Origin of the sequence: Formosa sp. A9, assembly GCF_051200825.1 — a bacterium.
Classification (GTDB): domain Bacteria; phylum Bacteroidota; class Bacteroidia; order Flavobacteriales; family Flavobacteriaceae; genus Formosa.
On record NZ_CP195158.1, the window covers coordinates 1,753,131 to 1,778,984 of the forward strand.

Annotated in this window: 25 protein-coding genes and 1 other RNA gene; 11 read left to right on the plus strand and 15 right to left on the minus strand. The window is 34.5% G+C overall.

The window, feature by feature from the left end:
- Positions 1 to 57: 57 nt before the first annotated feature.
- Positions 58 to 1,746 carry a M23 family metallopeptidase gene (locus ACR9EA_RS07970; protein ID WP_435139437.1) on the minus strand — a complete coding sequence of 563 codons (1,689 nt, stop codon included), beginning with the start codon at positions 1,744 to 1,746 and terminating at the stop codon, positions 58 to 60.
- A gap of 180 nt (positions 1,747 to 1,926) precedes the next feature.
- Between ACR9EA_RS07970 and ACR9EA_RS07975 the strand changes: the two genes are divergently transcribed.
- The 4 genes from ACR9EA_RS07975 to rny all read left to right on the plus strand — a co-directional run bounded on the left by ACR9EA_RS07975 (position 1,927) and on the right by rny (position 4,327).
- Entirely contained in the window at positions 1,927 to 2,217 is a 291-nt protein-coding gene (locus ACR9EA_RS07975) for a hypothetical protein (protein ID WP_435139439.1), read from the plus strand.
- A 21-nt stretch (positions 2,218 to 2,238) separates the two neighbouring features.
- Positions 2,239 to 2,532, plus strand: coding sequence for a cell division protein ZapA (locus tag ACR9EA_RS07980; RefSeq protein WP_435139441.1), 294 nt, complete (start codon positions 2,239 to 2,241; stop codon positions 2,530 to 2,532).
- A 54-nt stretch (positions 2,533 to 2,586) separates the two neighbouring features.
- Positions 2,587 to 2,693, plus strand: a non-coding RNA gene (gene ssrS, locus ACR9EA_RS07985) — 6S RNA.
- Between the two features lie 59 nt (positions 2,694 to 2,752).
- Entirely contained in the window at positions 2,753 to 4,327 is a 1,575-nt protein-coding gene (gene rny / locus ACR9EA_RS07990; RefSeq protein ID WP_435139443.1) for a ribonuclease Y, read from the plus strand.
- A 91-nt stretch (positions 4,328 to 4,418) separates the two neighbouring features.
- Here rny and ACR9EA_RS07995 read toward each other — a convergent pair whose 3' ends face one another.
- Genes ACR9EA_RS07995 through ACR9EA_RS08005 form a run of 3 tightly spaced genes read right to left on the minus strand, consistent with a single transcriptional unit; the run spans position 4,419 to position 6,407 of the window.
- Positions 4,419 to 5,183 carry a TIGR02757 family protein gene (locus ACR9EA_RS07995; protein WP_435139445.1) on the minus strand — a complete coding sequence of 255 codons (765 nt, stop codon included), beginning with the start codon at positions 5,181 to 5,183 and terminating at the stop codon, positions 4,419 to 4,421.
- Between the two features lie 2 nt (positions 5,184 to 5,185).
- Complete coding sequence (locus tag ACR9EA_RS08000; RefSeq protein WP_435139447.1) at positions 5,186 to 5,743, minus strand: CPBP family intramembrane glutamic endopeptidase; 558 nt, start codon at positions 5,741 to 5,743, stop codon at positions 5,186 to 5,188.
- Between the two features lies 1 nt (position 5,744).
- The gene (locus tag ACR9EA_RS08005) at positions 5,745 to 6,407 is read right to left on the minus strand and encodes an ABC transporter ATP-binding protein (RefSeq protein WP_435139449.1); all 663 of its coding nucleotides are present in this window, start codon (positions 6,405 to 6,407) and stop codon (positions 5,745 to 5,747) included.
- Between the two features lie 145 nt (positions 6,408 to 6,552).
- Between ACR9EA_RS08005 and folE the strand changes: the two genes are divergently transcribed.
- Positions 6,553 to 7,149: a GTP cyclohydrolase I FolE gene (gene folE / locus ACR9EA_RS08010; protein ID WP_435139451.1), complete on the plus strand. Its 597-nt coding sequence runs from the start codon at positions 6,553 to 6,555 to the stop codon at positions 7,147 to 7,149.
- Between the two features lie 49 nt (positions 7,150 to 7,198).
- Positions 7,199 to 7,492, plus strand: coding sequence for a hypothetical protein (locus tag ACR9EA_RS08015; protein WP_435139453.1), 294 nt, complete (start codon positions 7,199 to 7,201; stop codon positions 7,490 to 7,492).
- Positions 7,493 to 7,567: 75 nt separating this feature from the next.
- Here the strand turns inward: ACR9EA_RS08015 and ACR9EA_RS08020 are convergent, their stop codons facing one another.
- The 9 genes from ACR9EA_RS08020 to ACR9EA_RS08060 form a co-directional block, all read right to left on the minus strand.
- Positions 7,568 to 8,704 (minus strand): DUF1624 domain-containing protein, encoded by a 1,137-nt coding sequence (locus tag ACR9EA_RS08020; protein ID WP_435139455.1) that lies wholly within the window; start codon positions 8,702 to 8,704, stop codon positions 7,568 to 7,570.
- A gap of 189 nt (positions 8,705 to 8,893) precedes the next feature.
- Positions 8,894 to 11,119 carry a TonB-dependent receptor gene (locus ACR9EA_RS08025; RefSeq protein WP_435139457.1) on the minus strand — a complete coding sequence of 742 codons (2,226 nt, stop codon included), beginning with the start codon at positions 11,117 to 11,119 and terminating at the stop codon, positions 8,894 to 8,896.
- Positions 11,120 to 11,226: 107 nt separating this feature from the next.
- Positions 11,227 to 11,562 carry a hypothetical protein gene (locus tag ACR9EA_RS08030; RefSeq protein WP_435139459.1) on the minus strand — a complete coding sequence of 112 codons (336 nt, stop codon included), beginning with the start codon at positions 11,560 to 11,562 and terminating at the stop codon, positions 11,227 to 11,229.
- A 5-nt stretch (positions 11,563 to 11,567) separates the two neighbouring features.
- The gene (locus ACR9EA_RS08035) at positions 11,568 to 12,053 is read right to left on the minus strand and encodes a DUF6787 family protein (protein ID WP_435139461.1); all 486 of its coding nucleotides are present in this window, start codon (positions 12,051 to 12,053) and stop codon (positions 11,568 to 11,570) included.
- Between the two features lie 106 nt (positions 12,054 to 12,159).
- Positions 12,160 to 12,600, minus strand: a complete 441-nt coding sequence (locus ACR9EA_RS08040) for a DUF6146 family protein (protein ID WP_435139463.1) — start codon at positions 12,598 to 12,600, stop codon at positions 12,160 to 12,162.
- Between the two features lie 118 nt (positions 12,601 to 12,718).
- Positions 12,719 to 13,351: a DUF937 domain-containing protein gene (locus tag ACR9EA_RS08045; RefSeq protein ID WP_435139465.1), complete on the minus strand. Its 633-nt coding sequence runs from the start codon at positions 13,349 to 13,351 to the stop codon at positions 12,719 to 12,721.
- A gap of 107 nt (positions 13,352 to 13,458) precedes the next feature.
- Positions 13,459 to 14,409 carry a D-2-hydroxyacid dehydrogenase gene (locus ACR9EA_RS08050; RefSeq protein WP_435139467.1) on the minus strand — a complete coding sequence of 317 codons (951 nt, stop codon included), beginning with the start codon at positions 14,407 to 14,409 and terminating at the stop codon, positions 13,459 to 13,461.
- A gap of 49 nt (positions 14,410 to 14,458) precedes the next feature.
- Positions 14,459 to 15,523, minus strand: a complete 1,065-nt coding sequence (serC, locus tag ACR9EA_RS08055; protein WP_435139469.1) for a 3-phosphoserine/phosphohydroxythreonine transaminase — start codon at positions 15,521 to 15,523, stop codon at positions 14,459 to 14,461.
- Between the two features lie 78 nt (positions 15,524 to 15,601).
- Positions 15,602 to 16,660, minus strand: a complete 1,059-nt coding sequence (locus tag ACR9EA_RS08060; RefSeq protein ID WP_435139471.1) for an acyl-CoA reductase — start codon at positions 16,658 to 16,660, stop codon at positions 15,602 to 15,604.
- A gap of 67 nt (positions 16,661 to 16,727) precedes the next feature.
- Between ACR9EA_RS08060 and ACR9EA_RS08065 the strand changes: the two genes are divergently transcribed.
- The 5 genes from ACR9EA_RS08065 (at position 16,728) to ACR9EA_RS08085 (ending at position 23,401) form a co-directional block, all read left to right on the plus strand.
- Positions 16,728 to 17,084, plus strand: coding sequence for a 4Fe-4S dicluster domain-containing protein (locus ACR9EA_RS08065; RefSeq protein ID WP_435139473.1), 357 nt, complete (start codon positions 16,728 to 16,730; stop codon positions 17,082 to 17,084).
- A 137-nt stretch (positions 17,085 to 17,221) separates the two neighbouring features.
- Complete coding sequence (ychF, locus tag ACR9EA_RS08070; RefSeq protein ID WP_435139475.1) at positions 17,222 to 18,316, plus strand: redox-regulated ATPase YchF; 1,095 nt, start codon at positions 17,222 to 17,224, stop codon at positions 18,314 to 18,316.
- A gap of 128 nt (positions 18,317 to 18,444) precedes the next feature.
- The gene (locus tag ACR9EA_RS08075; protein WP_435139477.1) at positions 18,445 to 20,313 is read left to right on the plus strand and encodes a DNA topoisomerase IV subunit B; all 1,869 of its coding nucleotides are present in this window, start codon (positions 18,445 to 18,447) and stop codon (positions 20,311 to 20,313) included.
- Complete coding sequence (locus ACR9EA_RS08080) at positions 20,300 to 20,782, plus strand: hypothetical protein (RefSeq protein ID WP_435139479.1); 483 nt, start codon at positions 20,300 to 20,302, stop codon at positions 20,780 to 20,782. Before ACR9EA_RS08075 ends, ACR9EA_RS08080 begins: the two co-directional genes overlap by 14 nt.
- A gap of 6 nt (positions 20,783 to 20,788) precedes the next feature.
- The gene (locus tag ACR9EA_RS08085; protein WP_435139481.1) at positions 20,789 to 23,401 is read left to right on the plus strand and encodes a DNA gyrase/topoisomerase IV subunit A; all 2,613 of its coding nucleotides are present in this window, start codon (positions 20,789 to 20,791) and stop codon (positions 23,399 to 23,401) included.
- On the opposite strand, the gene ACR9EA_RS08090 is transcribed toward ACR9EA_RS08085, so the two are convergent.
- Entirely contained in the window at positions 23,402 to 24,340 is a 939-nt protein-coding gene (locus ACR9EA_RS08090; protein WP_435139483.1) for a hypothetical protein, read from the minus strand. It lies immediately after the preceding gene.
- Positions 24,341 to 24,343: 3 nt separating this feature from the next.
- A complete protein-coding gene (locus tag ACR9EA_RS08095; protein ID WP_435139484.1) occupies positions 24,344 to 25,750 on the minus strand; it encodes an MBOAT family O-acyltransferase in 1,407 nt (468 codons plus the stop codon).
- Positions 25,751 to 25,854 lie beyond the last annotated feature (104 nt).

Consider the following 25,854-nt stretch of genomic DNA (forward strand, 5'->3'; position numbering starts at 1 on the left):
GCATAAAAAATATATTACGTTTAAAACGAAACGTTTGGTAGTATTTGTGTTGTTCATTTATTTTCTGTAAAACATAGCTTCAAATGTAGAACTATTTCCAACATTATCTGTAACAATAAGTTTTAAATTGTTTTTAGTTTCTGTGCTTACGGCATCATTAAAATCGTAAGTTAGCAATTTGGTTTTGTAATCGTATTCCAATAAAATCCATTTTCCGTTAATAGTGCCTCTAAAATTAGAAATTCCAGACAAATCATCTTCAATTTTAAATTTTAAATAGCGGTAATTGCTTAACCATTTACCATCACTAAAATTTACTGGTGTAATTACGGGGTTTTTAGTGTCCGAAACCACCGTATATACCCCTAAGTCTTTACTAAACGTAGTTAATGTATTTTCGGTTCTGGTTGTGGTGCTGTAGTATGGTCTTTTTTTGTATCCTACCAATTCTGCAATAAACAATTTGTCTTTATCGGCGTCTTGATATTTAGAAATATCGAAATCTATTTTAAACGACTTTCTTGCAGCTTCACTTATCGGTAAAAGCGTTACCGTGTCGTTAGATACTTTAAAGTCTAAGAAAAAGTCGTTATAAAATGTGTTTTTGTAAAAAGTTACGGCAACGTTTTTTTCGTTTAGAGTTGTGGTTTCGTTTTCGTATATATAATAAGGTGTCTTTACAGGTTCTTTTTTTACAGTAGAATTGTTTTTTTTACCATCTATTTGCACCGTAATATTGGTATTGTTATTGTTAAAATCGCTTATTTTAATTTTATAAACCACAGCTGTACTATCCTGAATATTTAAATATCCTTGGTTAATGGTGTTTTTGTACATGCTTAAACCATTGTTTGTGTCGATATATAATTTTTGGATGCGATCTTTTTTGTGTTTATAAGTATCGTAGTCTATAAGCCTGTTAATATCTCTGGTTTCATCAAACGAAAATGTTTTGAAATCTATTTCAAAATTCAAGCTTCCGTTGGTAAATGTTTGGATGTTGTATACACCGTTTTTATTAGCCGCTAAATCTTGTCGATCTACAGTTTCTACCCCAAAACCTATTGTGCCGGAAGCCGCTATAGGTTCGGTCGTAAAATTGCCATCGGGTTGCGGTACAAGTCTTATGTTTTGTTTGGTTTTAGAACCATTAATCTCGGCATCATCGCTAATGGGGTATGCCACCAAAGTAGAAACAATGGGTTTAGAGGTGTCTTTAGTGTTAATACCAAATAACATTGGGTTTATGGGGTGTTCGTTTTTATCGCGGATTTCAAAATGTAAATGCGGACCACCAGAACTTCCCGTGTTGCCACTATAAGCAATTAATTCGCCCTGTTCTACAAGCAAAGCTTTAATTGGCGGAAAAAGCTCGATCTCGAAAGATTCTTTCTCGTATTGCCTTTCTTTTAAATAAGTCTCTAATTTTGGTGCTAATTTTTGAAGATGCGCATACACTGTGGTATATCCGTTGGGGTGAGTAATATATACAGCCTTGCCATATCCAAAAGGAGATATTTTAATACGACTTACAAAACCACTCGCAGAAGCCACAACATCTAAACCCTGACGTTGTTGTGTTTTTATATCCATTCCAGAATGAAAATGATTGGAGCGTAATTCGGCAAATGTGCCAGCAAGCACTATAGGTATATTTAAAGGATTTATAAAATAGTCTTGTGGATACGGATTCTGGGCAACTAAAAGAACAGGAATCAAAAAAAGACTTATAAAAAGGGTTTTCATGCACATGTAATTGAGGTACTAAAGTAGTTATTTGAAGCCAATATGCAAAGTTTAAACCTAGAGACAAACTACATAATGTTGATAATGAGGAAGAACAAACTATTTTTAATTTTATGCTAAAAACAATTGTTATTTTTACTCAGGAAACTTAACTTTGTGAGATAAGTATGGTATTTGTAAATGAGTAATATTGAAGAAATTGTAAATGCTCTTGAAGAAAAAATTAGCAAAATGCTTCATAAACTAGACGTTTTAAAGCAAAGCAATGCTAAATTACAAGAGGATTTAAACCAATCTCGCCAACGCATTCAAATCCAAAAACAAGAAATCGAATCTTGGGAGGATAAATACGAGGCGCTCAAAATTGCAAAAAGCATGCTTGGCAGTGACGAAAATAAAAGAGAAACAAAGCTTAAAATAAATTCATTAATACGAGAGATAGACTATTGTATAGCACAACTCTCAGAATAATGCAATCAAGAGAAGGATGTAATGTCGGAAATGCTTAAAATTAAACTTTCTATTGCTAATAGGGTGTACCCGTTAACAATTGCTCCAGAGCAAGAGGAAGGTTTGCGTAAAGCAGCGAAGAACATAGAAACAATGATTGCAAAATTTGAGCAAAGTTATTCTGTTAGAGATAAACAAGATGTATTGGCCATGTGTGCCTTACAATTTGCAACTCAAGTAGAACAAAAACAAATAGATAAAGAGGTTGTAAGCGAGCAAGTAGAGCATAAATTAAATGCTTTAAACGCATTGCTTCACGAGCAGCTAAACTCTTAAACGGTCTTTAAAATAAACAAAGTTACTGCCTGTATTGGTTATTATTTTTGATAAACTCAACGTTAATTCTTTAAAGAGGGTGAGTTTAAGTTGTAAAAGCAAGCCGTCTAGAACGGATCCTTGATCAGCTTGTTAGCCCTAAACTTGTTTTTAAGGAGTTTATACAAAATCATCTGCCGGTACAGGCTTTTTTTATATATATTATTAATACTAACTGAACATGGATAACTCAATTATATTAATTGCAGGAGGAACGCTATTAGGCGTAATTATCGGCTTTATCATAGCCAAGACATTAGAGAAAAACAATGCATCAAAAGTAATTTCTGGAGCGAAATCAGAAGCCGAAAAAATTATTAAAGATGCGAACAATGAAGGCGAGTCTATTAAAAAAGACAAAATCTTACAAGCAAAAGAAAAATTTATAGAGCTAAAATCGGAGCATGAAAAAGTAATTTTAGCCCGCGATAAAAAAATGGCAGATGCCGAAAAACGTACTCGTGATAAAGAGTCGCAGGTATCTAACGAATTATCTAAAAGTAAAAAATTAAACGCTGAGTTAGAAAAGAAATCTAACGACTACAATCAGCGTATGGACTATTTAGATAAGAAGCAAGAAGAAATAGAACGTTTGCATAAGGGGCAAATAGAACAATTGGAAGTGATTTCTAGTTTATCGGCCGAAGAAGCAAAATCTCAATTAATAGAATCGCTTAAGGGCGAAGCTAAAAACGATGCTTTAGCCTATATTCAAGATACTTTAGAAGAAGCTAAACTTACAGCACAACAAGAGGCTCGAAAAGTAATTATTAACACGATTCAACGTATTGGTACAGAAGAAGCCGTAGACAACTGTGTGTCTGTATTTAATATTGAATCTGATGACGTTAAAGGACGAATTATTGGTCGTGAAGGTCGTAATATTCGTGCCATTGAAGCTGCTACAGGTGTAGAAATTATAGTAGACGATACTCCGGAAGCTATTATTTTATCGTGTTTTGATTCTGTGCGTCGCGAGGTAGCGCGTTTATCGCTTCATAAATTAGTAACCGATGGACGTATTCACCCAGCACGTATCGAAGAGGTCGTGAAGAAAACCAGAAAGCAGATCGAGCAAGAAATTATAGAAGTTGGTAAACGTACCGTTATAGATTTAGGAATTCATAATTTACATCCAGAGTTAATTAAGGTTGTAGGACGTATGAAGTATCGTTCGTCTTATGGTCAGAATTTATTACAACACTCTCGCGAGGTTGCGAAGTTATGTGGTATTATGGCTGCAGAATTAGGATTAAATCCTAAATTAGCTAAGCGTGCAGGCTTATTGCACGATATTGGTAAAGTGCCAGATGCCGAAGCCGATATGGAAACACCTCACGCTATTTTAGGAATGCAATGGGCTGAAAAATATGGCGAAAAAGACGATGTGATTAACGCTATTGGAGCCCACCACGACGAAATTGAAATGAAATCGCTTCTAGCTCCAATAGTACAGGTTTGCGATGCGATATCTGGTGCACGACCAGGAGCAAGACGTCAAGTGTTAGATAGTTATATCCAACGTTTAAAAGATTTAGAAGATATTGCTTTTGGTTTTACAGGTGTTAAAAAGGCTTATGCAATTCAGGCGGGTAGAGAACTGCGTGTTATTGTTGAAAGCGAAAAGGTAAACGACCAACATGCAGCAGATTTGTCGTTTAATATTTCTCAGAAAATTCAAACGGATATGACTTATCCAGGGCAAGTAAAAGTTACGGTAATTAGAGAAACAAGAGCTGTAAATATTGCGAAATAAACTTTTGCAAAGCGCAAGTGTTTAATATCTAATTGTTTAAAAATAAATATCAGAAAAACGTCATTCTTATTGAGTGACGTTTTTTTTTACCTTAAAACCCTTCAAAAACGCCTAAGCCGAATAGAGCAAAGTCGTATTTTACAGGGTCAATTGGGTCTATTTCTCTTAAATGATGGTCTAATTCCGTTAATGCTTTGGCATCATTTTGTTTTCTTGTCAATAAGCCTAATTTTCGAGCTACATTACCAGAATGCACATCTAACGGACAAGATAAAAGTGAAGGAGAAATACTTTTCCAAATTCCAAAATCTACACCAGCATGGTCTTGCCTAACCATCCATCTTAAAAACATATTAATGCGCTTAGCAGCAGAGTTTTTTAAAGGGTCGCTAATGTGCTTTTGAGTCCGGGATAAATGGTCTATTTCGAAAAAAATAGACTTGAATTTATGTATGCTGAATTGTAAATTTTCATTTAAAGTATTAGTTGAAAATACATCTTCTAATCCATTGTAATTCATGTATATATTATTTAAACTTTCAATGAATTGAATGAAGTCGTCGCCATTAAAAGTACGATGCACAAAGGGTGTTAGCGCTTCTAAATCCGATTGCGAATGATTGATGATAAAATCGAAAGGTGCATGGTCTAAAAGCTCCATCATATGCTTGGCATTATTAATAATACTTTTACGATTGCCCCAAGCTATAGTCGCTGTTAAAAACCCCGAAATTTCTATATCTTCTTTTCTGGTAAAAGCGTGTGGAACTTGAATAGGATCGGTCTCAATAAATTTTGGATTGTTGTAAAGTTCAACTTTTTCGTTTAAAAAATCTTTTAAATCGTGTGTATTCATAATTACATTAAAAGCACTGCGGGAATGATTAGTATCCCATTATAAATGGCATGAAATAACATGGAGTAAAGTAAACCAAATTGCAATCTGATAACTCCTAAAAATAAACCTATTAGTATTTGTGGCGCAACCAATATTGGCATTAGAATTAATACATTTCTGGTAATTTCGAAATTGGTAATATGTACCGCACCAAAAGTAAAAGCAAATATGTAGAATATAAGAGGAAACCATTTTGTAAACCTGCAAAACAAGGGGATTGGTGCTCTAAATATGAGTTCTTCAAATATTGGGGCTGCCACAACACCTAGTAGTACTATTGCATAGGGCGGAAATTCTTCGAAAAGTTTTGTGTTGGCATGATCTTCAAAATTTATTATTTGTAAGATGTCTAAAATTGAAAACACTATGGTAAATCCAAAATTTAATATAAAAGACCAAATTAGTGCGACAACAAAGACTTTTATAATACTGTAATTTTTAAACCACGTTTTGTCGTAACAATTAGGTTTCAATAAAAACTGAATAAATAATGTTGTAATGTCTATAAACGTATGCATATTACGCTTTTATATTACCATCAACCATCACTAATTTTCTGTCGGCTAGATTAGCTAAATCTTCGTTGTGCGTTACAATAACAAAAGTCTGACCGAATTCTTCGCGCAACTTAAAAAATAAATTATGTAATTGCTCGGCCGATTCGCTATCTAAATTCCCTGAAGGCTCGTCGGCAAAAATTAAACTGGGGTTGTTAATTAAAGCTCTGGCAACAGCAACGCGTTGTTGCTCGCCACCTGAAAGCTCGCTTGGTTTGTGATTGTAACGGTGCGATAAACCTAAAAAATCTAATAATTCTTTAGCTCTAGGTTCCGCAATTTCCGGTTTCGTACCTTTAATATAAGCCGGAATACAAACATTTTCTAAGGCCGTAAACTCGGGTAATAACTGATGAAACTGAAAAATAAACCCAATATGCTCGTTTCTAAACTGTGCTAATTTTTTTTCTTTTAAAGCCTGTACGTCTATGCCGTTTATTTTAAGTTCAAAGGCTTGTTTTTTTGAAGGTGCATCTAAAGTACCCAAAATTTGAAGAAGTGTAGTTTTTCCTGCACCAGAAGCACCAACCACCGAGACAATTTCGCCTTTTTTTATATGAAGATTCACTCCTTTTAAAACATGAAAATCGTCGTAATATTTATGAATGTTTTTTGCTTGAATCATGTGGTTTAATTGAGCCGATTAAAGTAATACTTTCTTTGCGATCCTACAAAATTACCTGTTAATAGATGCAATAGACTTTCTTTATTAAATTGTACCTTTACAAAAATAACGCTGTTACCATGCGTTTAATAAAAACTTTAATACAATGCCATATAAACACTACGAGGAATATCATTTAAAAACTACAGACGAAATTAAGAGCCACTATAAAAGTATTATTAAGCAGGTTGGTGAAGATGCTACGCGAGAAGGCTTGTTAAAAACCCCCGAGCGTGCCTCTAAAGCCATTCAGTTTTTAACCCAAGGTTACGATTTGGATGCCGCCGAAATTTTAAAAGGAGCCATGTTTAAAGAGTCGTATAATGAAATGGTAATTGTGAAGGATATTGAATTGTATTCGCTGTGCGAACATCATTTATTACCGTTTTTCGGGAAAGCGCATATAGCTTACATCCCTAACGGGCAAATCGTTGGGTTAAGTAAATTACCAAGGATAGTAGATGTGTTTGCAAGACGATTGCAAGTACAGGAACGACTTACCGAACAAATTTTAGATTGTATAAACGATACATTAAAACCACAAGGTGTAGCGGTTGTTATTGAAGCTAGCCACATGTGTATGATGATGCGAGGGGTACAAAAGCAAAATTCGGTTACCACAACCTCGGGTTTTAGGGGCCAGTTTGAAAAAATAGAAACCCGGAATGAGTTTTTAAAGCTAATTAGCGAAAATTTGTCATAGTTTTAGTTGTGGTATGTTTCTTGATTTTAGATACTTAAACATTTAAAACATGAAAGCACAAAAACCGACTCGTTATAAAAAATTAGTTTTAAGTATCTTTTTAGATTTAATAGGTTGCTTAAGTTTTGCCATTCCTGGAATAGGGGAGTTTACCGATGTAATTTGGGCGCCAGCTTCGGCATGGATTATGACCAAAATGTATAAAGGTCAACAGGGAAAAGTCGCTGCAACAATTTCATTTATTGAAGAAGCCATCCCTGGACTAGACATTATACCAACGTTTACTTTAATGTGGTTTTACACGTATGTATTCAATGCTAAAAAAGAAATGGTTAAGGCTTAACAAATCATAAAATTATAAAAAAGGAAGAGGCTGATAGGTTTAAACATTCAGCCTCTTTTTTTGTGGGTTAAAACCCTAAAAATATTTAATCAATTTTGATGTGCTTTCCTGTTTGAATTTCGAAAATTGTCTAGTTGGAAAATACAGGACACAAGCTAAAATTATAGTCAATAACCAAATTTGCCATAAATAATCCACTCCCCAATACGTGTCTTCCGATGTTTTGAAGCGCCACGAGGCAATTTTATAGAGTATCAGTAAAATATAAAGATGCACAACGTAAAAAAACATTGGGGACGACCCAAACGTTTTTAAAATGTTTAGGCTTTTAGCTGGCAAATCTTCAAACCACGATAAAATAAAACTAGATACTCCAATAGTAATAAGTAGAAAATCTAATGAAGGAGGGTATTTGGTGAAATTTAAAAAAGACATCAGGCTTTTAATGTCCCATCCATAATTTACCCAAGCCAGAGTTTCTCCGTAAATATTTAATCCTCTTAAAACTAATAGAGTGATTAGGCAAATTGTTCCTGCAGAAATTAAAATTTGCTGCCGTTTTTTTACGCTGATGTTTTTATTATAGATTTCGCCACAATAATATCCTACTAAAATAAGTCCAATCCACGGTAATACTGGGTAAGACGCTTTTATCTTTAGAAATGCATTATCTAAAATTATACCTCTATCGTGTAAAATTGCCCAAAGGGAATAGCCAATTTCTGAAGCGGCAAATTGAATAGGAGTTAATGCGTTATGGCCTAAAATAATAATAAGTCCAATTATACCACTCCAAATTCTGGGAAGTTTTACAAATACCGATAAACAAACCATGCATATACCAATGGCCCAAATTACTTGGAGGTAAAGCGTATTGTAGTTACCAAACCAAGATAAGTTTATAACGGTAATTTCTAATACAATTAAAAATAATCCACGTTTAAACAAAAAAGAACTTGCAGATCGTTTACTATTACTGTTTCTAGGATGCTCGTATAGCCAAGCAGATATTCCTGTAAGAAAAATAAATACTGGGGCACAAAAATGTGCTAAATATCTTGTAAAAAATAAGCTTGTGTCGATTTCGTTAATATTTAAAGGATCTGTAATGGGAACATGGTAAAAAAAACGTTCCCGAACATGATCTAATAACATAATTAACATAACCAGGCCACGAAGGGCATCTATAGAATGAATTCTTGATGATTTCATATGTAAAGTTAAATGAATAAAAAAGAAAATGAAGACCGTCTAAAAAGTTTAGTAATGCATCACGTTGTGCTCTTACCTATAGTGGTAGGCAGGTGAAACAGAATCTCACTATGTTAAAATCAATAGTTGTGGGAATCTGAAATAAATTCAGATTGACGAAAGATTAACTTTTAGGCAGTCTCATCACTCTTACAAGGTATATTTCACGGTCACTGCTACGTTTCTACCAATATTGTAAATACCGTCAGGTTTTAGTCTTGATAAATGACTGATGTACGTTTTATTGGTTAAGTTCGTGCCCGTAACGTTTAACGACAACATATTGTGTAACACTTTAAAATTGCTACCAACACCTGCACTTAATAAATTGTAAGCTGGGGTTGTAGTTTCGTTTTCACTAACATGGTTTTGATCAAAAACCGAATTCAATTTAATAAAAGCAAATGCCTTTTTAAAGGTGTTGTTTTCAAACTCCACTCTTACAGTATTCTTCAAGGTGTTGGCTGGTATTAATGGTAAATAACCACCATTATCTTGTTTTCCTGTAACTGTTTCGAAGCTGCTCTCAAAATGCAACCAGTCTAAAGGATGTGGGTGAATGTGTAATCCGAATTCTCCTCCGTAAAGTGCTGCATCGTCTTGTAAATAGAGGTACACAGGATCGTCGTTTATGAATTCGCCATTAGGCGATAAGTAGATGTAGTTGTTTACCTTATTATAAAATCCGTTAGCAAACACTTCAAAATGATCGTTTTTAAACTCTAAAGCAAGATCGGTTTGGATGTTTTGTTCGTTATTAAGATCTGGATTTCCAATTTCATAACGATTTGTCCCTTCGTGCGAGCCATCAGATGTTAATTCGGCCAAATTAGGTGCTCTAAAACCAGTAGCTACATTTAGGCGTAAAGACGTGTTTTTGAATATATTCGCCTTAAATCCTGCTGCGCCATTAAAGCTGTTAAACGATCGGTTTAAATCGGTTTCCGTGGCGATAGTCCTGTTGTCGAATCTGGCGCCTAATTGCACGTCGATTGTTTCAAAATGAATATGCGAAGTCGCTAAAACACCAATATCGTTTGTTGTGGCATTCGGGATTAAGGTTTCTTCGCCATAATTCGTGTTTACTTGGTGCATGCCTTGTACACCAACAATCGTTTCGAATTTCCCAAAAGTTGGCATGTGGTATTTTACATCGTAATTAAAAGTTTTTAATTTCATGTGTAGAGCAGGGTGCAATTCTTCATCTTCTTCATGCTCATCGTGTTCGGCTTCGTCGTCATGATCATGATCGTGATCATCTTCATGGTCGTCATGTTCATCTTCATCGTCGTGGTCGTGATGGTGATGTTCTTCAAACTCTTTTCGGTCGTTATATAAAAATCCGAGATTAATATCTAAACTAGAGTCTTTAAAGAAAATATTAGATTTAGAACTTAATACGTGATTGTTTATTTGTTGATACGGTAATAAAGGTGTTTTTTGGGTAGATTGTATGCCAATGTCTTCTGGTAAACCTAATTTAGAAGCGTTTACATTATAGCGCAATTCGGTTTTAAAATGCGTGCCCTGATAGCCTAGACCAGCCTTTAAATCTTGCTCTCTAAACCGCGTATTGGTAACTCTGTAATCTTCGGTATCGTAATCGGAATGTTCGGCAAGGCTACCTCGTATTAAAAATTTAAAATTGTTTCCAGAGGTTTTAAACCCGGCATTGGTACTGTATCCTAGTGTATTGCTGTAGTAAGTACCAGATACATCGCCGTGCGATTCGTCTTGTTGGGCAAATTTTTCAGGGTTTAGATATAGCACACCACCCAAAGCATCGCTACCATAAAGTAAAGAAGCAGGACCTTTTATAACTTCTACACTCTCTATACCGGCATCGTTTATGCCTAAGCCGTGCTCGTCTCCAAATTGTTGGTTTTCTAAACGAACGCCTTGGGTGTAAACAAGAACGCGGTTAGAACTTAGCCCGCGGATTACGGGTTTTCCTATACTTACTCCTGTAGAAATATTTTCTACACCAGCAATGTTACTAATACCATCGGCTAAAGTAACTGCGCCAGCAGATTTTAATTCGGAAACATTGGCATGTTCAACTTTCATAACATTATCGCGTTGTAATTTATGAAAAGGTGTAGATACTATAATTTCTTCCATTTCTATGGCCGAAGCTTTTAATGTAATAGAAATTGGTGTGTTAAAAGGGATGGTTAAATCTTCCGAGTAACTTTCGTAGCCCATAATGGAGCATACAAATTTGTAAGTACCATTGGGTAATTTATCTATAGTAAAATTACCGTTTTCGTCGGTAATGGTGCCTTTGTCTAGTTGCGGAAAATAGACATCTGCAAATGCAATGCCTGTGTTGTTGGCTGTGTCCGTAACACGGCCTTGTATTATGTTTTGTGCCATTAACATAGGGGGTAGGCACAAACATAATATGATAGTCAAAAATGATTTCATTTATTTTGTGTTTAAATAGTTAAAATACTGATATTGTTTAGTTTATATCGGTTTATTTAAACAAGGTAAGGAGGTCCTCTAAGTGAAAAATGTAGCTGTTGAAATGTACTTAAAAAGAAGTACTGAGATAAAATAATTTGAAAATTTTCTTCGGGAATATATACTTCCGTGGTGTTAAACGGAATGGTAAAATGATGATTTAATTGAAATTTATAAAATTCGCAATCCACATCGGCAGTATGTAAATGGGTTTGTTTTTCGCCAAGGCAAACTTCGTGAACATGATCTTCAAAAACATGGGTAAACTTTACAAATGTTGGAATTAGCAAAGCTAAAACCAAAGCATAAGCGGTAAGTTTACGTGTTGTATTTTTGAATTGCAGTTCTGTCAAACCTTTTAAATTTTTAAGCCAAAACGCCTTAGCATTTTCTTTTCGAAATTCCAGAAAAACTCAAACTGACCAAATAACCAGCCAAAGCATACTAATAAAATCTGATAAAATATAATTCCTAAAAGTACATAAAGCACCCAATATAAAGCAGGGTTCAGGTTTTCTTGGGTTATACCAAGCCATTTAATAATAGGTCTGCCAACAAAAACCGACGACGAGCCGGTAAAAGCGAACACCATAAAAACGCGAATCATTTCCCATTTATAGTTTAAAACCCATTTGTGTTCTAATTTTTTAAATAAAAACAAGAAGAATTTTAATAACAAAAAGCTTGAAATTAATGTAGATAGTAAAATTATGGCCGTCGAATTTGTTTTAAAAATAGCAGTCGAAATTTTATATCCGCTATAGAGTACTAAGAGTAAGCCTACAAAGGGAAACAGTAATTGCCAATTTTTTGTGATTTGCCAAGTTTGTTTAAATTTTTCCATATGTATTTAAAATGCTCTTGGAGTATAAACTTCGATTTTTGTGTCGAATACCAACCCTTTAAACATCTTTATGGTTTGCTTTAATGTTATTCGCTGCAAATATAAATTAAATTCTAGGAACAAAGCTAGACAATCGCTGATTGTATTTTAATTGAAAGTAGATGAAGTAGTTGTAAAGCTTGTAATTTACTTCGTAGCCATAATCTATGTTTGGCCTGTAGTCAATTTGTATTTCGTATAGATTAGGATCGAAACGGGTAGGGGTAATTACACGATTGTTCCATTCGTTTACCATAATAATGTTTCGGCTTTCTAGGTATTGCTGTTCGTAATAACCTTCTGGTCGTGCGGTTGAAACTAGCCAAGTATTAAAACCTGGTTCAATTATGATAATTTGGTATTCTAAGCTGTCATTTTCAATTCTTACGGTGTCGTTTTCTGTAGTAGTTGTTTCTTGTATTGTGTTGTTCTGGGCAACAGTGGGCTTGTTGGCATTGCAGCCTACAATACATACTACTATAATTAAAAACAAAAAAAACGATCTCATAACAATTCCATTTACTTAAAGTTACAATTTTTTTATGCAATTAAAAAATTAAAAGAAAAAGCCAAATCGTGTTGATTCGGCTTTTTCAATTATTGTTTTAAACAGAAAGGTTTAGCTGTTATTTTAAAAAATTATCTAGCATACCAGAAAGTCCGCCTTTATTTTTATTGCTATCTAAAAACATTCCTGCAACATCGTCTACAATGCTTCCGTCGCCATCGGCGTCTAGCATAGAGGTTAAAAAGTTTTGTTCTTGGCCACTAGAATTACTTTGTAATAAACCACCAAGCATGCTTGTTAAATCGCTTGAATTACTAACGTTATTAGAGCGTTGTTGTTTGCCTAAATAGCCCATAAGTAAAGGCGTTGCCATTTTTAGTATTTGTGAAACACTATTGGCATCGATACCTGATTTTTGACTTAATGCTTGTTCGACATTATTTTGTTTTTGACCTAAAACATGATTTAAAATTTTACTTCCGTCATTTATAACATCGTTATCTACGCCACCTTGAAAGAAGCTTCCTAAGTCGTCTAAAATGCTGCCGTCGTGCTTATTTGCTAATGCGTTTTGAAGTCCTTGTGCACCTTCTGGAGTGCTGGCATTTCTGTTCATGGCTTGCATTAATACAGGTAATGCCATACCTAATAAATTGTTAGTTTTGTTTTGATCTTGGCCAGTTTGTCCTGCAACACCGCTTACCAAACTTTTTCCTAAATCACTGTTTAATAAATCTAAAATTCCCGACATGGTTATATGGTTTTATTGATTAAAATGTATCTGTTTTCAAGATACGAAAAAAGTCTTAACGGTTATGTTAAGACTTTAATATGTTTAAACCCCGAAAGGTCGTGTTTTTATAGTAAAATACTACTAATTTGTTGTGCTAGCTCTGTGCCAATTCGGTCTTGAGCTTCGTTTGTAGCGGCACCTGTATGCGGTGTTAACGATAACGAAGGATTCATTAATAAGCCCATTTCTGGTTTTGGTTCTTTTTCGAAAACATCTAGAGCAGCTCTCGCTATTTTACCACTTTCTATAGCTTTAACTAAAGCAAGTTCGTCTACCACACCACCGCGAGCAGCGTTAACTAAAATGGCACCGTCTTTCATTAATTTAAATTCGGCTTCACCAATAACGTAACCATCTTGAGCAGGAACGTGTAATGTTAAAAAATCGGCTTGTTTTAGGACTTCTTCTTTAGAGATAGTTTTGATATCGAAATTTACTTTCTGCCCATCGAAAAAATCTAATTCTAAATTCACTTTTTCAATAAAAGGATCGAAAGCGACCACTTTCATGCCAGCGCCTAAAGCAACTTTAGCTGTAGCTTGACCAATGCGTCCAAAACCTAAAACACCTAAAGTTTTTCCTTTTAGTTCGGTTCCTTTGGCGTAGGCTTTCTTTAAGCCTTTAAAATTGCTGTCGCCTTCTAAAGGCATTTCTCTATTAGAGTTATGTAAAAAACGGGCTAAACCGTAAAGATGTCCAAAAACCAATTCGGCTACAGAATGCGATGATGCTGCAGGTGTATTAATAACATGTAACCCTTTTTCTCTTGCATAGGCAACATCAATATTATCCATACCAACACCACCACGGCCTATAATTTTTAGGCTAGGGCAAGCATCTATTAAATCTTTGCGTACAGTTGTTGCGCTACGTACAAGTAAAACAACAATATTGTTTTCGTTAATATAATTGGCTAATTGTTCTTGTGCTACGGTAGTGGTTAAAACTTCGAAACCATCTTTGGTTAAGGCATCTATACCACTTTGAGAAATACCGTCGTTTGCTAATACTTTCATAAGTTTATCGTCAAATTAATGACTAAGATTTTATATTGATTAATTTATTTTAAGCTTTTCGTTCTAGTTCACTCATTACTTCAACTAAAGCTGCTACGCTACTTAAAGGCAGTGCATTGTACATTGAAGCTCTGTAGCCACCAACACTTCTGTGGCCATTTATGCCATTCATGCCAGCTTCTTTGGCCATGGTTTCAAAAGTGTCTTTTAACGACTCGTCTGTTAAGTTAAAAGTTGCGTTCATATTAGAGCGATCTTCTTTTGCTGCAAAACCTTTAAATAATGGATTTAGGTCTATTTCTGAATACATTAATTTTGCCTTCTTCTCGTTTTCTTCTTCTATAGCAGCAATTCCGCCAAGATTTTTTAACCATTCTAAAGTTAACATAGAGGTGTACACAGCAAAAACAGGAGGTGTATTAAACATACTTTCTTTGTCTATATGTACGGCGTAATCTAACATTGATGGGATTTGTCTAGATACTTTTCCTAAGACATCTTTTTTAACCACAACAAGAGTTGTACCAGCAGGGCCCATGTTTTTTTGAGCGCCAGCGTATATGATATCGAATTTTGAAAAATCTAGAGTTCTAGAAAAAATATCGCTACTCATGTCGCATACCATTGGCACGGGACTGTTAGGGAATTCTTTAATTTGAGTTCCGAAAATAGTGTTGTTAGAGGTACAGTGGAAATAATCTATATCTGAAGGAATATCGAATCCTTTAGGGATATAATTGTAATTAGCATCTTTAGATGAAGCAACCTCTATAACTTCACCAAATAATTTGGCTTCTTTAAGGGCTTTTGCGCTCCATGTACCACTATTTAAATATCCAGCTTTATTTTCTAATAAATTATACGCAGCCATTAAAAATTGCGTGCTTGCCCCGCCTTGTAAAAAGAGGGCGTGGTAGCCTTTGCCTTCAAGACCTAAAAGCTCTAATGCTAAGGCGCTAGCGTGATCCATTACATCTACAAAAGACTTGCTTCTGTGCGAAATTTCGATTAAAGATAAACCACTATTATTAAAATCGATAACGGCTTCCGATGCTTTAAGTAAAACTTCTTGAGGTAAAATGCAGGGACCTGCGCTAAAATTGTGTTTTTTCATTGTGTCGATAATTTTATGATAAGTACAAAGGTGCTAATTAATTGATGATTTTATGTTATAAAATTAATAATTTTTATGCTAAATGCTTAATAAAAAATCAATAGTATCTACATTGTCTGCATAGTCCCAAAGCTTAGGGTTTTGGGTATCTCCGAAAACAATTTCGTTATTCGTAAACTCTTTAGAAACAATACATTGTATTTGCTCTTTTTTGGAATTTAAAGTGGTTTTTAGCTCAACTATATCGTTGTAGTACTCGTAAAAAACGGTGGCAATAGGCGAGGCAAAACTGTCGTCTTCTTTAATCATTAAAAACCCGTTTTCCAGCATATCAAATTCACTCATTAAATACACGGCTTTATTGTAATCGTAATTATTGGCATATTTCTGGTCGTGAATGACTTCGTGCCATTTGTACATGGCTTGAAAAAAATTGTCGAACTGATAATCTTTAGGAATAAAAAGTTTAGAAACACTGCGGCAGCCTAAGCCAAAATATCTAAAAATATCGTCGGCCAATCCTTCCAATTCTTCCATGCTTTCATTTCCTGTAAGCACAGCAATGGAGTTTCTATTTTTTCTAATAATCGCAGGTTTGTCCTTAAAATAATATTCGAAATACCGGGCGGTGTTGTTGCTGCCTGTTGCTATTACAGCGTCAAAATTGTTTAGTTTTTCGTCTGTAAATGTAATTCTTCCTTTAAATTCAGGCTCTACATATTCTAGGTATTTAGCCAGGATGGGAAGAAGGTGTTTGTCGTTAGACGATTGTTTAACCAAAACACGATGTCCAGAAATTAATACCGAAAGAAAGTCGTGAAACCCAACTAACGGAATATTACCAGCCATAATAATAGCAATCGTTTTTAATGATTCATCCTTAAAGTTATACTGTTCTAGCCATTGGTTAAGGTTGCTTTCTGTAAGCGATTTAGCCCAGCCAGATATAGCAAATAAAAGATTGTCCTGGTTAAACCAACCATTGTGCTCTTGCGCCAACTTGAGTTGATGTTTAAACGTATCGAAAAACAAATCGTTAAAAAGCACAGTGTCTTTTTGTTGAATTTTAGTGGCGTTAAACTGACTTAAAAAATCACCTAGTTTAACAAAAGCATCAATTCTTTGCTGTAAATTCATTTTCTAATTTGGTTATGAAAGGTTTTGGCTTTATTTTTGTTCGACAAAGTTAGAAAAAGAAAATGCTATGGCAATTATTATAACAGACGAATGTATAAATTGTGGGGCTTGTGAACCAGAGTGCCCAAATACTGCAATATATGAAGGTGCAGACGATTGGAGATATAAAGACGGAACAAGTTTAGAAGGTAATGTTGTGTTGCCAAACGGTAAAGAAGTAGATGCCGATGAAGCACAAGAGCCTGTAAGCGACGAGATTTACTATATTGTTCCAGATAAATGTACCGAGTGTAAAGGGTTTCATGAAGAGCCACAGTGTGCTGCGGTTTGTCCAGTAGATTGTTGTGTTCCAGACGAAGATCATGAAGAGACAGAAGAAGAATTGTTAGGTAAACAGCGCTTTATGCACCCAGATGGTCATTAATTTGAAGCTGTAAATAAAATTGAAATCCCGAGTTTTCCTCGGGATTTTTTTATGTTATAACTTCAGATAATTACTTACATTTGCAATCGCTAAAACCAAGTGTGGTTTAAACTTTAATATAATTCTTTGTAATAAAAATGAAAGCTGGAATAGTAGGATTACCAAACGTAGGAAAATCAACTTTATTTAACTGTCTGTCTAATGCTAAGGCGCAAAGTGCAAATTTTCCGTTTTGTACTATCGAGCCTAATATTGGTGTGGTAAATGTACCAGATCCAAGACTTCAAAAGCTAGAATCGTTAGTTAATCCAGAGCGTGTTATTCCTGCAACCGTAGAAATTGTAGATATTGCTGGTTTGGTAAAAGGTGCAAGTAAAGGTGAAGGTTTGGGAAATCAATTCTTGGCTAATATTAGAGAAACAGACGCTATATTGCACGTGCTGCGTTGTTTTGATAATGATAATATTGTGCATGTAGATGGGAATGTGAATCCGATTCGTGATAAGGAAACCATCGATATGGAATTGCAGTTAAAAGATTTGGAAACTGTAGATAAAAAACTTGAAAAAGTAAAGCGTGCTGCAAAGACAGGAAATAAAGAAGCACAAAAAGAAGAAGCTTGTTTGTTGAAAATAAAATCGAATTTAGAAGCAGGTGTTTCGATTAGAGCTGTAGCGTTTGAAGAAGACGAATACAACGAATTTGTAGCGCCTTCTCAATTTATTACTGCAAAACCAGTAATGTATGTGTGTAATGTAGATGAAGGTTCTGCCAATACAGGGAATGCTTATGTAGAGCAGGTGAAAGAAGCGGTGAAAGACGAGAATGCAGAAGTTTTAGTGTTGGCAGTTGGTACGGAAGCCGATATTAATGAGTTAGACGACTTCGAAGAGCGTCAAATGTTTTTACAAGACATCGGTTTAGATGAGCCTGGATCTTCAAAGTTAATTCGTTCGGCATATAAATTATTAAATCAGCAAACTTATTTTACAGCAGGTGTTAAAGAGGTGCGTGCTTGGACAGTCGATATAGGTGCGACTGCACCACAAGCTGCAGGCGTAATTCATACCGATTTCGAAAAAGGGTTTATTAGAGCAGAAGTAATCGCTTACGACGATTTCGTAGCCTATGGTAGCGAATCGAAAGTTAAAGAAGCTGGGAAAATGCGTGTTGAAGGAAAAAATTACATCGTAAAAGATGGCGATGTTATGCATTTCTTATTCAATGTATAACATTTTTGAATCTTACAATAAAGGGAGCTAATGTGAAAAACATTGGCTTTTTTTGTTAATAAATACTAGTGTTTCTATTTCGTTTTTAATAGCGAAATATTATATTAGCAACTCATCATTTCAATTTTATGCTAGACCAAACCAATTATACAGAAGATAATATACGCTCTTTAGACTGGAAAGAACATATTCGCATGCGTCCCGGAATGTATATTGGTAAGCTAGGTGATGGTTCTTCTCCAGACGACGGTATTTATATTCTTTTAAAAGAAGTTTTAGATAATTCCATAGACGAATACGTCATGGGAGCAGGTAAAACCATAGAAATCTCTATCCAAGGTAATAAAGTTATTGTACGCGATTATGGTCGTGGTATTCCTTTGGGTAAAGTTGTAGATGTGGTTTCTAAAATGAATACCGGTGGTAAGTACGATTCGCGTGCGTTTAAAAAATCGGTTGGATTAAATGGAGTCGGTACGAAAGCGGTAAATGCTTTATCGGCTTATTTTAGAGTTGAATCTAATAGAGATGGTCAATCGGCTGCGGCAGAATTTGAACAAGGAAATTTAACCAATCAAGAATTTCTTGAAGAAACTACCAGACGAAAAGGGACAAAAGTATCGTTTGTTCCGGACGAGCTTATATTTAAAAATTATAAATTTAGAAATGAGTACGTCGAAAAAATGCTTAAAAACTATGTGTACTTAAATCCAGGATTAACCATAGTTTTTAATGGCGAAAAATATTATAGCGAAAACGGCTTAAAAGATTTGTTAAGTGAAAATATTAATGAATCGGATATGGTTTACCCTATAATTCACTTAAAGGGCGATGATATAGAGGTTGCCTTAACACACAGTAAAACACAATATTCCGAAGAATACCATTCGTTTGTTAATGGGCAAAACACCACCCAGGGAGGTACGCATTTAGCTGCTTTTAGAGAGGCTTTGGTAAAAACAGTAAGAGAGTTTTATGGTAAAAATTATGATGCTTCAGATATTCGAAAATCTGTAGTTTCGGCTATTGCCATAAAGGTTATGGAGCCTGTTTTCGAGAGTCAGACCAAAACCAAATTAGGGTCTACAGATATGGGAGGCGATTTGCCAACAGTGAGAACCTATGTTAACGATTTTGTTAAAACCTATTTAGATAATTATCTTCATAAAAACCCGGACTCTGCCGATAAAATTCAGCGTAAAATTCTTCAAGCAGAACGCGAACGTAAAGAATTGTCTGGGATTAGAAAATTGGCCAAAGACCGTGCAAAGAAGGCTAGTCTTCATAATAAAAAATTAAGAGATTGCCGCGTGCATTTTGGCGACACTAAAAACGAGCGCAATTTAGAATCGACTTTATTTATTACCGAGGGAGATTCTGCATCGGGAAGCATTACTAAATCGCGCGATGTAAATACACAAGCCGTGTTTAGTTTACGCGGGAAACCGTTAAACTCTTACGGAATGAGCAAGAAAATTGTTTACGAAAACGAAGAGTTTAATTTATTGCAGGCCGCTTTAAATATAGAGGAATCCATGGAGGATTTACGATATAACAATATTGTAATCGCTACTGATGCCGATGTAGACGGTATGCATATTCGTTTGTTATTAATCACATTTTTCCTTCAGTTTTTTCCAGAATTAATTAAAGAAGGCCATTTGTATATTTTGCAAACGCCATTATTTAGGGTTCGTAATAAAAAGAAAACCATTTATTGTTATTCCGAAATAGAACGTATTAATGCTATAGAAGAATTAAAACCCAAGCCAGAAATTACCCGATTTAAGGGACTAGGTGAAATTTCTCCAGATGAATTCAAACATTTTATAGGCGATGATATTAGGCTAGAACCTGTAATGCTAGATAAGGATATGTCTATCGAAGAATTACTAGAGTTTTATATGGGGAAAAATACACCTTCTCGCCAGAAATTCATTATCAATAATTTAAAAGTAGAAATAGATTTAGTAGAAGAGGCTAATGAGAACAGATAACGGCAAAGTAAAACAAATTATTATTTCGGTTTATTTTATCTTAATCGTTTTGGCTATAGTTTTAGCTACTGTATTTAGTGCTTTTAAAGATTTAACAACAAATGCAACACTAACATTTTTAGTTATATTTTTAGTTTTTGTCGCCTTATTTTTTGCTGTATATTTAATTGCTCGATATTTTGAATACGATAGCGATGGGGTAAAGGTTGTAGTAACCAATAAAGGTTTATTGTTACCCGATAAATTTAGTTTTAGAACTCACGAAATTGAATTCGAGAAATCAGACCTAAAGGCGTTTAAGTTTAATAATTATGTGATATATAAATCCTTGGCCTTGTATTTAAAAACGGCTTCGGGACATACAATAAAAGAACAGTTTAATATTACGTTGGTTAACCGAAAAAAACGTAAATATGTAAGACAGTCTTTAAGTAAAATGGTGAAAAATAATAGCGAAAATAAAGGATAACGATTAATGGCTGATATCGATAACGACGATTTAGAAAATAATATACCAGAAGAACAGGAACGTATTACCAGAGTAACTGGTATGTACAAAGATTGGTTTTTAGATTATGCATCGTATGTAATTTTAGAGCGTGCTGTACCTGCAATTGAAGATGGTTTTAAACCTGTACAGCGTAGAATTATGCATTCTATGAAAGACCTCGACGATGGTCGTTATAATAAAGTAGCCAATATTGTAGGGCATACCATGCAATATCATCCGCATGGCGATGCCAGTATTGCCGATGCCATGGTGCAAATCGGTCAGAAAGACCTCTTGATAGACACTCAGGGAAACTGGGGGAATATTTTAACAGGCGATGGCGCAGCTGCTTCGCGTTATATTGAAGCGCGTTTGTCTAAATTTGCTTTAGATGTAGTTTACAATCCAAAAATAACCGAATGGCAAGCGTCTTACGACGGACGTAGAAAAGAACCTGTTAATTTGCCAGTAATGTTTCCGTTACTTTTGGCGCAAGGTGGCGAAGGAATTGCCGTAGGATTATCCACAAAAATTTTACCTCATAATTTTATCGAGCTTATAGATGCTTCAATAAAACATTTAAAAGGAAAACGCTTTACCATTTTACCCGATTTCCCTACAGCAGGTATTGCCGATTTTACAAATTATAACGATGGTATGCGAGGCGGAAAAGTTCGCGTTCGCGCAAAAATTTCGCAATTAGATAAAAACACCCTTGTTATTACCGAAATCCCTTATGGTACAAACACATCTACTTTAATCGATTCTGTTTTAAAGGCAAACGATAAAGGGAAAATTAAAATCAAAAAAATAGAAGATAATACTTCTGCAGATGTAGAGATTTTAGTGCATTTACCAGCAGGAATTTCTCCCGATAAAACTATCGATGCGTTGTACGCATTTACAAGTTGCGAAAGTTCTATTTCGCCATTGGGTTGTGTGATCGAGGATAATAAACCCTTGTTTGTAGGTGTTTCCGAAATGTTGCGTCGTTCTATAGACAATACGGTCCAGCTCTTAAAAAGTGAGCTCGAAATTAAATTAGGAGAGTTAGAAGAGCAATGGCATTTTGCATCGTTAGAACGTATTTTTATTGAAAATAGAATTTATCGCGATATTGAAGAAGAAGAAACCTGGGAGGGTGTTATTCAAGCGATAGATAAAGGTCTTCAACCACATATTAAACATCTAAAACGTGCCATAACCGAAGACGATATAGTGCGTTTAACAGAAATACGAATTAAGCGTATTTCTAAATTCGATATCGATAAAGCACAGCAAAAAATTGATGCTTTAGATGAAGAAATAGCTCAAGTAAAGCATCACTTAGCGCATCTAATAGATTATGCGATAGCGTATTTTTCGAGATTGAAAAAAGATTATGGTGCAGGACGTGAACGTAAAACAGAAATTAGAATTTTTGATGATGTAGATGCAACTAAAGTGGTAATTAGAAATACAAAATTGTATGTAAATAGAGCAGAAGGTTTTGTAGGAACTTCTTTAAGACGCGACGAGTATGTTGGCGATTGCAGCGATATAGACGATATTATTGTGTTTACAAAAAATGGACAAATGATGGTAACTAAAGTAGATGCAAAAACCTTTGTTGGCAAAGACATCATTCATGTGGCTGTATTTAAAAAGAAAGATAAACGCACGATTTATAATATGATTTACCGCGATGGCGCTAAAGGGCCATCATACATTAAACGCTTTAATGTAACGGCTATTACACGCGATAAAGAATACGATTTAACCAATGGAGCAAAAGGGTCCACTAGCCTATATTTTTCAGCGAACCCTAATGGTGAAGCCGAAGTGGTAACCATCTTATTACGACAGGTTGGTAGTGTTAAAAAGTTGAAGTGGGATGTCGACTTCTCTGATATTTTAATCAAAGGTCGCGCGTCTAAAGGGAATTTAGTAACTAAATATCCTATAAAAAAAGTAGAACTGAAAGAAAAAGGCGTTTCTACACTAAAGCCAAGAAAAATATGGTTTGACGATACCGTACAACGTTTAAATGTTGATGGGCGTGGTGAATTATTAGGTGAGTTTAGAGGAGAAGATCGAATTTTAATCATTACTCAATCTGGTGTCGTTAAAACTATTTTACCAGAATTGACAACGCATTTTGATTCGGATATGATTGTATTGGAAAAATGGACGCCAAACAAACCAATTTCGGCCGTTTATTTTGATGGTGAAAAAGAGCGCTATTATGTAAAACGTTTTTTAATTGAAAACGAAAACAAGGAAGAGCGTTTCATTTCAGATCATGAAAAATCGCAATTAGAAATTGTTTCTACGGACTGGTTACCGGTAGCCGAAATTGTTTTTGGCAAAGAACGCGGTAAAGATCAAAAAGAAAACCAGACTGTTAATTTAGAGGAATTCATAGCTGTTAAGGGTATAAAAGCTTTAGGTAATCAATTAACTACAGACAAGGTTAAACAAATTAATTTGTTAGACCCATTACCTTTCGAGTCGCCAGAAGAAGTGCATGCAGACGATTTAGATGTGGTTGATGAAGAAACTTTAGGAGAAAAGGATTCCGCTACTAAAAAGGATGATGATCAACCTACCTTGTTTTAACTAATAAGATATCGATTCTAATTTTTGTTTAAGGTGTAAGGTAAATTGTTCTGCTCCAAACGCACTCATATGTGTTTCGTCTTTCCAGAGCGATGTGTCGTTTAAATCTTTAAATAAATTACTGAAATCCCAATAGGTTAGTCCCGCTTCTGTAAGCAGTTTTTTTAACTTCAAATTGTCTTCAGGACAAGTGTCGTTATAAATAGGAGAAGTTATAAATATATAGGTTTTGTTTTCTTGTTCAGCATCTTCTTTTATGTGTTCAAGATAGTTTAAAGCTATAGGGTTAATTGTAGTTAGCTGAGAGCATTCTTCATTTTCTTGTTTTAGTAAAATTTCATCGCGTATTTTTTGTTGATCTTCCGATAATATTAAAGGATCAAAACCATTATACATTTGGTAATTATAACTAGGTTGAAAGTAATTTTTTAGTATTCCTGTTAGTTTATTATTGTAGTTTATAGTGTAATAAAAATATTGTAATGGAGAGATTAATCCCGATTGTTTAAGGGAAGCTGTAATATTTTTGTCTCTATTGAATTTAGCGGATAATGTTTTTATATCCGATCCATTATAATTCAAATCAAAAAAATCTTTGGTGTCTATATGCACCAATACAAGTTGGTTGTGTTGCTTGTCTAAACTATGTGTTAAAGCACTAATATAAGCAATACCTGTACCATCTATCCCCATATTATATGCACTTGTATTTAGAAGCGATACATCTATATGGTGGTTTGCCCTAGAGTTTCCTAAAACAACACAATCAACCGAGTCTTTAACTGTTAAAAATTGATTTAATTTACCGATGCTCTGACCAGTCATAACGTTATCGCTAAGCGTATTTAGACTATAAAAAATAACCTTATCTACAAGGTAACTTATAGAAAGCACAAGTACAGTTAATTTAAGAACAAGTATAATATTTGGTTTTAACATGTTTTAAAATTGAAAATAAATGAAGTTTTCGCTTGTAGAGTAAAATAAACAAAGCATAATTATTAAAACAGATACAAATAATGAGAGTTTTAGTGTGTTGAATTTTACACCATAATTTTCTAGAGCAATATCAGACTTAAATAAATTTAAATCAAAACATAGCCCAATGCATAACAACAATAAGCCGTTAACAAATGTATTGATGTTGCCAATAAACAGCGTACCAAATTGCAAGCTAACTATTTTATGTACAATGTTAGACGCAGAGTGAAAATCCTGAGCTCTAAAGAAAATCCATGAAAAAACTACGACCGCAAAGGTGTAGACATACCCAAACGCATTAAATGTTTTTATTTTGAATGTCGAGAATATATATTTTTCAAAGCTTAAAAACAGCCCATGAATACCGCCCCATATTACAAAGTTCCAGGAGCTACCGTGCCATAGCCCGCCTAAAAGCATAGTCAGTAATAAATTACGGTAAGTAATAACTATTCCTTTTCTGTTTCCACCGAGAGAAATATACAGGTAGTCTCTTAACCAAAACGATAAAGACATGTGCCAACGCCTCCAGAATTCCGTTAAAGATCTGGAGAAGTAAGGTAAATTAAAGTTTTGGTTAAATTTAAAACCAAGCAATTTAGCTGTACCAATCGCAATATCAGAATAACCAGAAAAATCATAATAAATTTGAAAGGCATAAAAGATAGTCGCTACTGTAAGTGTAGATGCATTATGTATGTCGTTATTCGCATAAACAGTATCGACATAAATACCTAAATTATCTGCAATTGCTATTTTCCGGAATAAACCGATAAAAACTTGAAAAACACCTGTTCTGATTAAGGTTGAATTTAATGTGCGATGTTTTTCTATTTGCGGAATTAAATTTGAAGCGCGCTCGATAGGGCCTGCTACTAGTTGCGGAAAAAGACTCACATAGGTAAAAAAGGCAACCAGATCTTTGGTTGGTTTTAGTTGTTGCCTGTAAATATCGATGCTATAACTTAAGGTTTGGAAAGTGTAAAAACTAATACCAACAGGTAGAATAATATTTAGTGTTAAAGCATCAACTTGCCAGCCAAAACCAGACATTAACTCGGCAAACGAGTCGGTAAAGAAATTAAAATATTTAAAAACACCTAGCAGCCCTAAATTAGAACATAAGCTCACTAATAACCAGTTTTTTTTGTGTTCTGTTTTAGAATCTTCTATTTTAATACCAACATAATAATCAAGCAAAGAACTAAAAATTAAAAGCGATAAAAAACGCCAATCCCACCAGCCATAAAAAAAATAACTGGCAATTACTAATATGATGTTTTGCTTTTTATAATCTTTACTAAACGCCCAATAAAGAATAAAAACGGTTGGGAAAAAGATTAAAAACTCTAAAGAATTGAATAGCATTTTAATTTCTGGTTAAAACTGAAAAAATCGATAAATACAATCTTAATAGAAATATAGTAAAATCCTAAAGTTTAAAATGTAAAGTAATTTAATATTAGTTAAGA